Consider the following 12,697-nt stretch of genomic DNA (forward strand, 5'->3'; position numbering starts at 1 on the left):
ACCCCCCACCACAACGCGCACTCCCCCCCCCCCCAAACCCGCCAACCGCACGCCGCCCACCCGCCGGCCGGCGGGTGGGCGTCTTCCGTGTGGGGCCTGCGGCACAGGGATCACCGTCGTCCTGGACGGGGCCGGCCCGGGGGGCTCGCCCTTCCGCGGAACACCGGCCCATGCGGGGCGGCGGCGCTGTCAGCGGTGCGCCATGACGGGCGTGGGAACGACGATCGAGGTGAGGATGAGACCGTGGCCGACGATCCAGCGCCCGGAGAAGCCCGTGAGCCGCCGCCCGTCGATCCAGGGGCCGCTGACCAGCAGTCGCGCGGAGAAGACCCCCTTCAGGGGATCTATGGTGATCGCGGCGTTCTCGAAGCTCAGCCACTGGTTGGTCAGTGGGAACCATGCCTTGTAGACGGACTCCTTGGCGCTGAAGAGCAGACGGTCCCAGCGGATGCCGGGATGCTCGCGCAGGAGCGTGTGCACGGCGTCGCGTTCCCGGACCAGGGCGATCGCCTCCAGGACGCCGTTGGGCAGCGGCTCGTTCGGTTCGGCGTCGACGCCGATCGCGGAGGCCTTCGAGGGCTCGCCCAGTACGGCGGCGCGGTAGCCGGTGCAGTGGGTGATGCTGCCGACGACCCCGGCGGGCCAGCGCGGCTCGCCCCGGGGACCGGGAAGGATCGGCGAGGGCGGCCTGCCGAGCGTCCGCAGAGCCTTCCTGGCGCACAGCCTGGCCGTGGTGAACTCCCTGCGGCGCTTGCCGACGGCCTCTCCGATCACGGCCTCCTCCTCGGGGAAGAGCATCCCGTCCAGGTCGTCGTCGAAGGTGTCCGCGGACACCACGAAGGAAGGCAGGATCATCTCAATCACGATATTCCCCCGAATGGGAGTACAGGATTTCCGGCAGCCGTCCACTTGATTTTTGACAGCCGGTCATACCTGCGATCGTAAGCGCGAGACGAATGCCGGGAGAATGATCCGGGCGAAGGTCACGGGCCAGCGTTTTCCCGCTAAGGGGAATAGGAGGGAGAATAGGGGATGGGTGGCGGGTCCGCCCCGCCGTGCCGCCGCCTTTTCGGGACGGCGGGCGCCGGGGCCGTCACCGTTCGAAGCCACGCAGCCTCTCGAAGAGCTGCTCGCGGAGCCGTTCGGCCACCGAGGGATCCACCTTGTCGCTCAGGACGAGCGCCTCGGACAGCGCCTCACGGGCCGCGGTGTCGTCCCCGGCGCTCCGGTGGGCGTTGCCGAGCATGATGAGGGCGCGGATCTCCTGCAGCGGGACCTGCATCTTGCGGAACAGCGCCATGGCCTGCTGGAAGTGGGGAACGGCCTCGGCCGCCTCCCCGCCCGCGAGGGCCAGCTCGCCCAGCCCGACCAGTACGCGCGCCTCCGCGAGCCGCTGGCCCGACGAGCTCGCCAGCATCAGGGCGTGGCGCAGCGCGCCGTCGGCCTCGGAGAGCATCCCCTGACGCAGCCGGGCGACGCCCAGCCCGTGCAGCGCGTACGCCTCCCCGGTGGGGTCGCCGATCTCCCTGACGACGGTCAGCGCCTCCTCGAAGGCGTTCGCGGCCTCCACGGGCTCGTCCGTCTGGAGGTGGGTGTGGCCCATGCGGTGCAGGACCTGCGCCCGTACCCTGCGGCTTCCGCCGTTCCTGCTGAGCCGCAGGGCCTCGCGGAGCAGTTGCTTGGCGCCGTTGGGGTCGTCGCACTCCAGCCTGAGCTGGGCCAGGTTGTGCAGCGCGTACGCGGTGGCGATCTGGTCCCCGGTGCCGCGGAATATCTCCAGGGCCCGCTCGTAGTGCGAAGCCGCCTCCTCGAAGCGGCCGTTCATCCGGTCGAGGAAGCCGATGTTGCGGACGGCCAGCGCCATGCCGCGGTCGTCGTTCACCTCCTGGAACAGGGCGACCGCCGCTTCGAACTCGCGCTGGGCGTCCTCGAACCGCTGCTCGGTGATGGACAACGAGCCCATCGAGTAGAGCACCGCGGCCTGGCCGCGCCTGTCCCGGGCCTGCCGGGTGGCCGCCAGCGCGATCTCGTGGGTCTCCCGCCAGTCGTCGAGGTAGACGCGCGACTCGAAGAACGTCACGGCGTTGATCGCCAGACCCCAGCAGAGCTCGACGAACCCGGCCTGGGCCGCCTGGCGGATGCCGGAGACCAGGATCATGCGCTCGCGCTCGAACCACGACAGCGGCACCGAGACCAGCTGGTCGACCAGCTCGGCGGGCAGCGACCACAGCGGTGCCTCGCTGTGGATGAGGACGTCGGCGCCGTACTCCCGGCGGCGGGCCGCCTCGGCGAGGAAGAGCAGGCCGCCGAGCACCCGGGACAGCGCCGCGCTGCGCTCGCCGACGGACTCCTCGGCGGCGAGGCGCTCCCTGGCGAACACCCTGATGAGGTCGTGGAAGCGGTACTGGGTGTGCAGTCCGCGCCCGGCACCCGTGGTCTCGACCAGCTGCGCGTCGGCCAGGTCGTCCAGCAGGTCCTGGGCGTCGGCGAGGGGCTGGTCGAGCAGGGCCGCGCTGGTCCAGGCGGAGAAGAGCTGGGAGTCCAGGATCGCCAGCCGGCGGAAGAGCCGCCGGGCGTCCTCGCTCGCGCTGTCGTAGGTCAGCGAGATGCTGGCCCTGATGCCCATGTCGCCGTGTTTGAGTTCGTCGAGCCTGCGGGTCTCGTCCTTGAGCCGGCCGACCAGCTGTCCGATGCTCCAGTGCGGGCGCGCGGACAGCCGCGCGCCCGCGATGCGCAGCGCCAGGGGCAGCTGACCGCAGAGCTCGGCCAGCGCCGCGGCCGCCTCGGCCTCGGACTGGACCCGTTCGGCTCCGGCGATGCGGGAGAGCAGGTCCATCGACTGGTTTGAGTCGAAGACCTCCACGTCGACGTGGGTCGCACCGGCCAGCCCGGCGAGCCTGCTCCGGCTGGTGACGATGACCGCGGAGGCGGGATTGCCCGGCAGCAGCGGCACGACCTGGGCCTCGTTGCCCGCGTCGTCCAGGACGATCAGCATCCTGCGGTCGGCCAGCAGCGCCCGGTACATCTCCGCCCGCTCCTCCAGCCCGTCCGGAAGACCGGTGCCCGGCACGCCGAGCACGCGCAGGAAGCGTTCGAGCACCTGCATCGGGCTGACCGGGCGGGAGACGCCTCCGTGCAGGTCGGCGAAGAGCTGGCCGTCGGGAAAGTCACCGGCCACCCTGTGCGCGGCGTGCACCGCCACGGTGGTCTTCCCGATCCCGGCCTTTCCGACGATCGCGATGATCGGTACGGCGAAGCTGGAACGGCCGTCCGACGCGAGCGTCAGCCGCTCGCGGATCTCGTCGATCTGCTTGGTGCGGCCGGTGAAGTCGGCGATGTCGGTGGGAAGCATGCCGGGAACGCTCGGGACGCGCGCCGGGGGCTCGCTGGTGACCGCGATGGGGGATTCCGGCAGGTCGAGGCTCTCGTCGGAGGTGAGAATCGCGTGCTCGAGCTGCTGGAGGCGCTCGTTGGGCTCGATGCCCAGCTCTTCGATCATGGTACGGCGCGCGAGCCGGTAGACCTGCAGCGCCTCCGCCTGGCGTCCGGAGCGGTACAGCGCCACCATCAGCTGGCCGCGGAGCCGCTCGCGCAGCGGGTGCTCCTCCACCAGCTCGGTCAGCTCGCCGACCAGCTCACGGTGCCTGCCGAGGTCCAGTTCGAGCTGGACGCAGTCCTCGTTCGCGGTGATCCGGTGCTCGGCGAGCCTGCTCGCCGCGGACTGCACCAGCCTGCTCTCGATGCCCTCCAGGGCGGGCCCGCGCCACAGTGAGAGCGCTCCACGGTAGTGTCTGATGGCCTCGTCGGGGTTGCGGGCCTCACGGGCGCGCCTGGCCTCCGACAGGAGGCCTTCGAAGCACTGCGCGTCGACGTGATCGCCGCCGACCTTGATCGCGTAACCTTGTGACTGGGTGGAGATGAGGTCGGGGCTGCCGTGGGCGGCGAACAACCGGCGCAGCGCGGATATGCAGATCTGTACCTGGGCGCGTGACGTGGTCGGCGGATCGTCGCCGTAGATCGCCTCCATGAGCCGGCTTATGGTGACCGGCCGGTTGGCGTCGAGCAGCAGGACGGCGAGCACGGTTTGCTGCCTGATGCCTCCGAGATCCAGTGACCGGCCGTCTGTGACGACCTCAAGAGGTCCCAGAACGCGAAAGTCCACCCGCGTCTCCTCGAAGAAAACCCGCGGCCCCGTGCGAAAGCCTTCACACTTCTGATGCGGAAGAAGTGTCAGTCGTCCGGCACAACGTCAGGCATGCGTCCCCAGTAAGTTTCGATCTGCAGCACCGTTGGCCATCTATGGCGCCGCAATGCTCGTGACCGATAATCCTAACGATATCGGTACTTCCCCGTGTGCGGTGTGTCACTTTGGTGGTGATCGTACTACTTCGTGTGTTTGTATGCCAAGGGTCGGCTGTCCCGTTCCAATAAGTTCGCCCGCCGTTTTGTGGCCGTAACCTCATGGACACGGGAACGGAAACGGCCGGAGATGGGCTGTCTCCGGCCGTTCGGACGCCTGCCCGTCATGCTCGCCCAGGGTTCAGCCCCAAGGCTCGCCGATCACCCTGGAGGGGGTGGGCGTCGGCGTGGGGGCGGCGATGACCTGCGAAGACGTGCTTCCGGTGGCGGTGGTTGCGGCGGTGAGCGCGCCGGCGGCGGCGACACCCGCGGTGGCGATGACGGCGGTGAGGGTGAGTCGGAGGATGCGGTTGTTAGCGTGAACGCCCATTTCTGCTGACCTCATGTCATGTCGCGGGGGGTGTGGTCGCGAGCCGTTCGGCCGGCGCATTCACAACCTCGCAGGTGCCGCCATCCGGTCATTATCGGATCTCTTCCGGTCCGCCATCAGCCCAGTTCAGGGCGGTGTGAAGGAACGTTTTCGGTTTTTGCGGGAAAGGGATCCGGAGGGCGACGGGGCTCCACCCCCGTCATTCCGGAACATTTGTCTGCGTAGAGCGATCGAGGGTGAATAGCGGGGCGAAGGCGTGCCGATAGCGGGGGGCGGCACTCTGGGCGAAGGTCCGGACCGGCCGGTGTCCGTGGCATCCCGCGGCGTACCCGGTGAGTGCCGGGCGCAGGGGCGGAGGGCCGGAGCACCTCAAGGCCGTCCACCCGCTCGCGAGGATCCGCCGCAGACCCCCGGTGCGTGATCGCGGAGGCAGTCGAGCAGTCCGTCACGGCGGGCCCGGGAGATAGGTGTCCTTGACATGGGAATCACTGCGCAGGCACTTGACGGTGTTTACGGCCGCTCGGCGGCCGGTGTGCGGGCGCGGCTGGAGCGGGTCGCCGAGGACGGCTGGAGCGCCGTCGCCGACGCCGAGACAGACAGTGAGGGTTGCATCAGTGAGTGGCGCGGACGGAGGTTCGAGCGCGGGCTGTACCGCATCGTCTTCGACAGTGACTACTACTTCGTCGGGCTCGGTCTCCGAGCTGCATATCCCGAAATATCCGTCATATTTCGTATGCAGGATGAAGCTGAATCTTACCAAATAAAGGTGTTGCTTTCGCCTTATTCCTATTCGACCTATTTCGGTTCGCAGAATTGACGGCAGTCGTGCAGGCAGAGAAAGGAACCGCCAGTGAAGACCGCCAGTCCGTCGGCCGGACGCTACAGCGCGTTCGCGCCCATCTCTCTTGATCGGCGTACTTGGCCCGACAACACCATCGTCTCCGCGCCGCGCTGGCTCTCGACCGATCTCCGTGACGGCAACCAGTCGCTCGCCAACCCCATGACCCCCGAGCGCAAGCTGCGGATGTTCGACCTCCTGGTGCGGATGGGCTACAAGGAGATCGAGGTCGGCTTCCCCGTCGCCAGCCAGGACGACCACGACTTCCTGCGCATGCTGATCGAGGAGGACCGCATCCCCGACGACGTGCGCGTCTCGGTCCTCGTGCAGGCCAGGGACGAGCTCATCAGGCGCACCGTGGAGAGCCTGGAGGGCGCGCCGCGCGCGACCGTCCACCTCTACAACGCCACCTCGCCGCTGTTCCGGCGGGTGGTCTTCGGGATGAGCCGGGACGAGTGCAAGGACCTCGCCGTCCAGGGGACCCGGTTGATGATGAAGTACGCCGACAGGACGCTCGGCGACTGCGACCTGGGCTTCCAGTACTCTCCCGAGCTGTTCAACGACACCGAGCCGGACTTCTCGCTGGAGGTCTGCGAGGCCGTCATGGACGTCTGGCAGCCCGGCCCCGGGCGGGAGATCATCCTCAACTTCCCCACGACCGTCGAGCGCTCGCTGCCCAACGTCTTCGCCGACCAGATCGAGTGGCTGAGCCGTAACCTCTCCCGCAGGGAACACGTCTGCCTGTCGGTGCACCCGCACAACGACCGGGGCACGGGCGTCGCCTCGACCGAGCTGGCCCTGCTGGCGGGTGCCCAGCGCGTCGAGGGCTGCCTGTTCGGCAACGGGGAGCGGGCCGGCAACGTCTGCCTGGTGACGCTGGGACTCAACATGTTCACCCACGGCGTCGACCCCGGCGTCGACTTCTCCGACATCAACGAGATCCGCCGCGTCGTGGAGTACTGCAACGGGCTTCCCGTCCACCCCAGGCACCCCTACGGCGGCGACCTCGTCTACACCTCCTTCTCCGGCTCGCACCAGGACGCCATCAAGAAGGGCTTCGACGCCCTGGAGCGAGAGGCCGCCCGCGACGGCCGCGCCGTCGCCGACCTTCCCTGGGAGATGCCCTACCTGCCGCTCGACCCCGAGGACGTCGGCCGTACCTACGAGGCCGTGGTGCGGATCAACAGCCAGTCGGGCAAGGGCGGGGTGGCCTACATCATGAGCGCCCGGTACGGCCTGAACCTCCCTCGCGACCTCCAGATCGACTTCGCCCGCGTGGTCCAGTCGCACACCGACGCCGAGGGCGGGGAGATCACCCCCGACCGGATCGGGCGGCTCTTCGAGCGGGAGTACCTCTCCAGCTCCGACCTGCCTGTCCCGCTCGCCTCCGGCGCCGAGCTGGTGACGACCTCCCTCCACATCGACGGGGAGAGGTTCGACGTCGGAGCCGGCAGGGCCGACACCGTCCAGGCGGTGCGGGCGGCACTCGGCCGCTGGGGGTTCGACGTGCGGGCCGTGCACCGTACCGGGGTCGCCGGCCGGGACCGCGACACGGTGTCCGGGGTGTCCGGGGTGTCCGGGGTGTCCGGGGTGTCCGGGGTGGCCGTCTACGCGGAGTGCCGGGTCGACGGGCGGACGTCCTGGGGGGTGGGCGTCGCTCCGGATGTGGAGACGGCCTCGCTGGCGGCGGTGCGCTCCGCCGTCATCAGGGCGCGCCTGAGGCACCTGCCCGGTGTCGGTGGCGAGGGGATCGAGAGCACCATGCCGCTGGCCGCCGCGGGCCGGTGATAGCCGCTCGATAACGGGTGAAAGCCGCATTTGCCTACCGTTTCCATCATCACCTCCGATCGGAGAACAGTCGAGATGGACAGGTGACTAGAAATGCGGCGAATCCAGCTCAAAAGGCACAAGGGGAAGCTTCGGGGATCGCTGGACCTGCGCACTCCGTCCGGCCGCACGTTGCGGTTCTGAACCGCGAAAACCGATTTCACGAAAAGGGGGCTGAACATGAGCTTGGTCGAAAGAGATGAGGCACTGGCCTCTCTCGAGGGACTGCTGGCCAACGCACTGCTGGGCAAGGGGAGAGTCGCGCTGGTGGGCGGCGCGGTCGCGACCGGCAAGAGCGAGCTGTTGCACACCTTCGCGGAGCAGGCCATCGAGCTGGGCGCCCTGGCCGTCACGGCGACGGGGTCGCGCGTCGAGCGCGACCTGCCGCTGGGCGTGCTGGGCCAGCTGATCCAGGATTCGCCGCTGGTCGCCGAGGAGCGCGAGCGGGCCATGGCGCTGCTGGAGGAGGGCGCCCGTACGGTGACGTCGTCCGCCCAGCGGGGCGAGCCCCTCGAGCAGGTCGACGCCCAGATCGTCCACGCCCTGTGCACGGTGCTGCTGGAGCTGTCGGAACGCTGTCCGCTGATGATCGTCGTCGACGACGTGCACCACGCCGACCGCGCGTCCCTGCTCTGCCTCGCCTATCTGTCGAGGAGGGTGCGCTTCGCCAGGATCATGGTGGTGTTCGGTCACTCCGACCACACCCGCTACACCGAGACGTTCTTCCAGACCGAACTGCTCCGCCAGCCCCACTGCCGTCGCGTCCAGCTCGCCCCGCTGTCCAGGGAGGGCGTACGGTCCCTGGTCGCCGACCGGCTGGGACGGGAGGAGGCCGAGCACCTCTCCGAGGACTGGTACGCCGCCAGCGGCGGCAACCCGTTGCTGGCCACCGCGCTCGTGGACGACTACGAGACCCACCTCAGGTCGACCGGCGGCACGCCCCCCGCGGAGCTGGTCGTCGGCGACCGGTACGGCCAGGCCGTGCTGTCGTGCCTGCACCGCGGCGAGCCGCGGACGCTCCAGGTGGCGCGGGGGCTGGCGATCCTCGGCGAGCCCGGCTCGCTGGCCCGGCTGCTCGGCATCGGCTCGGCGTCCGTGTCCCAGGCCCTGCAGTCCCTCACCGCCGCGGGCGTGCTCTCCCTGGACTGCTTCCGGCACGAGGCGGCCCGCGCGGCCGTACTGGCCGAGGTGGACGCCCAGGAGTGGGCGGACCTGCACCGCAGGGCGGCGGAGCTGGCCTACGACGCCGGCGCCTCGACGACGACCGTCGCCGACCACCTCGTCCAGGCCGGCAGGCTCGACGCCCCCTGGGGCGTCTCCGTCCTGGAGGACGCGGCGAGGAACGCCCTGCGAGAGGGACGCGTCGAGTCCGCCGTGGAGTATCTGCGGCTGGCCTGGCGCGAGTGCGCCGACGAGCAGCGCCGCATGAAGATCACCACAATGCTCGTGCGCGCGGAGTGGCGGATCAACCCCGGTGCCCCCGCCGGGCACCTCAACGAGCTGACCGACGCGCTGCAGCGCGGTCACCTGCGGGGCAGCGACGCGGTCGTGCTGGCGCGGGCCCTGCTGTGGCACGGCCGGTTCGACGACGCGCGGGACGTGCTCGAGCACCTGAACGAGCCGGACCACGTCATGGACTCCGAGACCGTGACGGAGCTGCTCATCGCCCGTCCGTGGCTGCGCTCGACGTATCCGCTCTTCCTGGCCCACCTGCGGCAGGCGACCGGTGAGCAGAGCCGTACGGCCATCGTCTCGGTGGTGGCGAACCGGCGCCTGGAGGCCTCGCTCGCGCTCGCCGACGTGCTCGCCAAAGGACCGCGCGATGAGGTCCTGGAGGCGGTCCAGCGGATCCTGCGCGGCTGCCGTCTCGACGAGATGTCGATGGACACCGTGGAGAGCGCGCTCCTCGCGCTCACCTACGCCGGACGGCCCGACAAGGCGGCGCCCTGGTGCGACCTGTTCAGCGTCGAGGCCTCCTCGCGGCACGCTCCCAGCAGGCAGGCCAGGCTGGCCGCCATCCGGGCCGAGATCGCCATCCGCCAGGGCGACATGCCGGGCGCGGAGCACCACGCGCACACCGCACTGGACATCATCCCGCTGAGCAGCTGGGGCGTCGCCGTCGGCGGCCCGCTGAGCAGCCTCGTCCTCGCCTCGACGGCGATGGGCAAGTACGACGCCGTCCACGAGCACCTCGACCAGCCGGTGCCGGAGGCCATGTTCCAGACCCGGTACGGCCTGCACTACCTGCAGGCCAGAGGCCGCTACAGCCTGGCGACCGGCCATCCGGCGCTGGCGCTGCGCGACTTCCAGGCCTGCGGGGAGCTGATGGGCAGATGGGAGCTCGACGTACCGGGGCTGGTGCCCTGGCGGGTCGACGCGGCCGAGGCCTGCCTGCGCCTGGGAAGGCCCGAGCAGGCGCAGCAACTGGCCGAGGCGCAGCTGCGGCGCTGCGGTCCCGCGACTCCCAGGGTCCACGGTATGGCCATGCGGCTGCTGGCCGCCGCGGGGGAGGCACGTCACCGTCCGATGCTGCTGCGCCAGGCGGCGGAGCTGCTGCAGGCGGGCGGGGACCGCTACGAGCTGGCCAGGGCGCTCTTCGACCTCGTCGAGGCCTACAACGCGCTCGGTGAGTACCGCCGCGCGGGAATGATCGCCGGCCGGGCGCACACCGTGGCCCAGGAGTGCCACGCCGAGCCGCTGCACAGGATGCTCTCCCGTGACGGCGACGGTGACGCCGACGGGCTCTCCGCGGCGGCCGAGCTGGCGGGCACCCTGAGCGACGCCGAGCGCAGGGTCGCCGTCCTGGCGGCGGCCGGCTACACCAACCGGGAGATCGCCGGCAAGCTCTACATCACCATCAGCACGGTGGAGCAGCACCTCACGCGGACCTACCGCAAGCTCAACATCACCCGGCGCGCGGACCTGCCGTCGAGCCTCGAATTCGGCCACCCCGTCACCGCCTGAACCGCCGCCCCTGAACCGTCATTCCCGAATCGCCGCCCTTCTGAATGGTCGCCCTCCTGAATGGTCGCCCGCTGAACCACCACCGCCCGACCGCCGCCGGCCCGATCACGTCCGATCCCGGTTTATGGTCCGATTCCCGCTTCCGGGGGGCGGTAGTGGTTCACCGGCGCGTTTTGTAGGGGTGTTACGGGCAGGGCTTTTCTGATTACCCTGACGGCATCGACATATTTCACTTTATGGAGTCGTGCGGGCAGTAAATAGGGTGAGGAGATCGCGTGTACATTCAGCAGAGGGCCGGAAAGAGCCCGACACCGGTGACAGACCTGCCGAGGGAGACGACGCGCGATCGTGTCACCGAGTTGGAGCTCGTCAGAGAGAGCGCTCACCGGGGACCCGATCCCGAGGCGACGGCGAAGCAGCACGCCAAGGGAAAACTCACCGCGCGCGAGCGCCTCGACGTGCTCCTCGACAGCGGCTCCTTCGTCGAGATCGAGGCGTTCCGCAGGCACAGGGCGACCGGCTTCGGGCTGGAGCGGCGCCGTCCGCACACCGACGGCGTGGTCGCCGGCTGGGGGCGGGTCCTCGGGCGTGACGTGATGGTGTACGCGCACGACTTCCGGATATTCGGCGGCGCGCTCGGAGAGGCCCACGCCGAGAAAATCCACAAGGTCATGGACCTGGCCGAGGCGGCGGGCGTTCCTTTGGTCAGTTTGAACGACGGCGCGGGCGCGCGCATTCAGGAAGGCGTTACCGCGCTGGCCGGTTACGGCGGAATATTTCAGCGCAATGTACGGCTCTCCGGTGTTATTCCGCAGATCAGTGTGATGCTCGGCCCGTGCGCCGGAGGGGCGGCCTATTCCCCGGCGCTCACCGACTTCGTCTTCATGGTTCAGGGCACCGCGCAGATGTTCATCACGGGCCCCGACGTGGTCAAGGCCGTGACCGGCGAGGAGATCAGCCAGGACGACCTGGGCGGCGCCCGGGTGCACGGAACCCTCTCCGGGGTCGCCGGTTTCGTCTACGACGACGAGGTCTCCTGCCTGGAGGACGTGCGCCACCTGTTGTCCCTGCTGCCCGCCAACAACCAGGAACTGCCCCCGTCGGCCGTTCCCGCGGACTCTCCGGACCGCGTCAACGACGTGCTCCTCGACCTGGTCCCCGCCGACGCCACGCAGTCCTACGACATGTCCGAGGTGATCGCGGAGATCGTGGACGACGGGGAGTTCTTCGAGTTCCACGCGGGCTGGGCGGGCAACCTCATCTGCGGCCTCGCCAGGTTCGACGGCCACGTGACGGGCATCGTCGCCAACCAGCCGAGCCACCTGGCGGGCGTCCTGGACATCGGGGCCTCCGAGAAGGGCGCCCGCTTCATCCAGATGTGCGACTCGTTCAACATCCCGCTCGTCAGCCTCGTCGACGTGCCCGGCTTCCTGCCCGGCGCCGGTCAGGAGCACGGTGGGATCATCCGCCACGGCGCCAAGCTGCTGTACGCCTACTGCGCGGCCAGCGTCCCGCGCATCCAGGTGATCGTGCGCAAGGCGTACGGCGGTGCCTACATCGTGATGGACTCCCGCTCGATCGGCGCGGACCTGTCCTTCGCCTGGCCCACGAACGAGATCGCCGTGATGGGGGCCGAGGGCGCGGCCAACGTCATCTTCCGCAGGGAGATCGCAGCCGCCGCCGACCCCGCCGAGCAGCGCGCCAAGCGTGTCGAGGAGTACCGCAGCACGCTCATGCACCCCTTCTACGCGGCCGAGCGCGGCCTGGTGGACGACATCATCGATCCGCGCACGACCAGGGCCACGCTGATCCGCGCGCTCGGCCTGCTGCGGGCCAAGCATGCGCCCGTGTCGCAGCGCAAGCACGGAAACCCGCCGATGTGATGAACGATCCCGAACTGCGCGTCGTGTACGGCGACCCGACGGAAGAGGAGATCTGCGCGCTGGTCTGCGCGCTGCGCCTGATCTCCGCCCGGGAGGCGGAACCCCCCTCCCGCCCCGGCGCGAGAGCGCTCCACCGGGTACCGCAGACCTACCGGTCCCCGCGTTCCTGGTCCACCCCCTCCACGTTGCGAAGGCCGTGATGAACCGTCCTCTCCAGAAGGTCTTGATCGCTAATCGTGGTGAGATCGCCGTGCGGATCGCTCGTGCCTGCAGGGACGCCGGGCTGGCCAGTGTGGCGGTCTATGCCGAGCAGGACCTGGACGCCCTGCACGTGCAGATGGCCGATGAGGCCCATGCGCTGGGCGGGCGGAGCCCGGCCGAGACCTACCTCGACATCGCCAGGCTTTTGGCGGTGGCCGCGGCCAGCGGGGCGGACGCGGTGCATCCGGGGTACGG

General features: G+C 69.7%; 9 protein-coding genes. 6 read left to right on the plus strand and 3 right to left on the minus strand.

Going from position 1 to position 12,697, the window contains the following annotated elements; genetic code table 11:
• Nucleotides 1-189: 189 nt before the first annotated feature.
• The 3 genes from AB0N02_RS46735 to AB0N02_RS46745 form a co-directional block, all read right to left on the minus strand.
• Nucleotides 190-855, minus strand: a complete 666-nt coding sequence (locus AB0N02_RS46735) for a 4'-phosphopantetheinyl transferase superfamily protein (protein ID WP_363961547.1) — start codon at nt 853-855, stop codon at nt 190-192.
• A 238-nt stretch (nt 856-1,093) separates the two neighbouring features.
• Entirely contained in the window at nt 1,094-4,162 is a 3,069-nt protein-coding gene (locus tag AB0N02_RS46740; RefSeq protein WP_363961549.1) for a BTAD domain-containing putative transcriptional regulator, read from the minus strand.
• Between the two features lie 378 nt (nt 4,163-4,540).
• Nucleotides 4,541-4,729, minus strand: coding sequence for a hypothetical protein (locus tag AB0N02_RS46745; RefSeq protein ID WP_363961551.1), 189 nt, complete (start codon nt 4,727-4,729; stop codon nt 4,541-4,543).
• Nucleotides 4,730-5,207: 478 nt separating this feature from the next.
• Between AB0N02_RS46745 and AB0N02_RS46750 the strand changes: the two genes are divergently transcribed.
• From AB0N02_RS46750 to AB0N02_RS46775, 6 genes are all read left to right on the plus strand, one after another.
• A complete protein-coding gene (locus AB0N02_RS46750) occupies nt 5,208-5,546 on the plus strand; it encodes a hydroxyisourate hydrolase (RefSeq protein WP_363961553.1) in 339 nt (112 codons plus the stop codon).
• A gap of 33 nt (nt 5,547-5,579) precedes the next feature.
• Nucleotides 5,580-7,355, plus strand: a complete 1,776-nt coding sequence (leuA, locus tag AB0N02_RS46755) for a 2-isopropylmalate synthase (protein WP_363961555.1) — start codon at nt 5,580-5,582, stop codon at nt 7,353-7,355.
• 219 nt (nt 7,356-7,574) lie between these two features.
• The gene (locus AB0N02_RS46760; RefSeq protein WP_363961557.1) at nt 7,575-10,358 is read left to right on the plus strand and encodes an AAA family ATPase; all 2,784 of its coding nucleotides are present in this window, start codon (nt 7,575-7,577) and stop codon (nt 10,356-10,358) included.
• Between the two features lie 359 nt (nt 10,359-10,717).
• Complete coding sequence (locus tag AB0N02_RS46765; protein WP_363961563.1) at nt 10,718-12,241, plus strand: acyl-CoA carboxylase subunit beta; 1,524 nt, start codon at nt 10,718-10,720, stop codon at nt 12,239-12,241.
• Entirely contained in the window at nt 12,241-12,441 is a 201-nt protein-coding gene (locus AB0N02_RS46770; protein ID WP_363961559.1) for an acyl-CoA carboxylase subunit epsilon, read from the plus strand. The genes AB0N02_RS46765 and AB0N02_RS46770 overlap by 1 nt, the downstream gene beginning before the upstream one ends.
• A partial coding sequence (locus tag AB0N02_RS46775; RefSeq protein ID WP_363961561.1) for a biotin carboxylase N-terminal domain-containing protein occupies nt 12,441-12,697 on the plus strand: 257 nt, incomplete at its 3' end. The genes AB0N02_RS46770 and AB0N02_RS46775, both read left to right, overlap by 1 nt.

This window comes from Streptosporangium sp. NPDC051022, assembly GCF_040683035.1.
In the GTDB taxonomy this organism is placed as follows: domain Bacteria; phylum Actinomycetota; class Actinomycetes; order Streptosporangiales; family Streptosporangiaceae; genus Streptosporangium.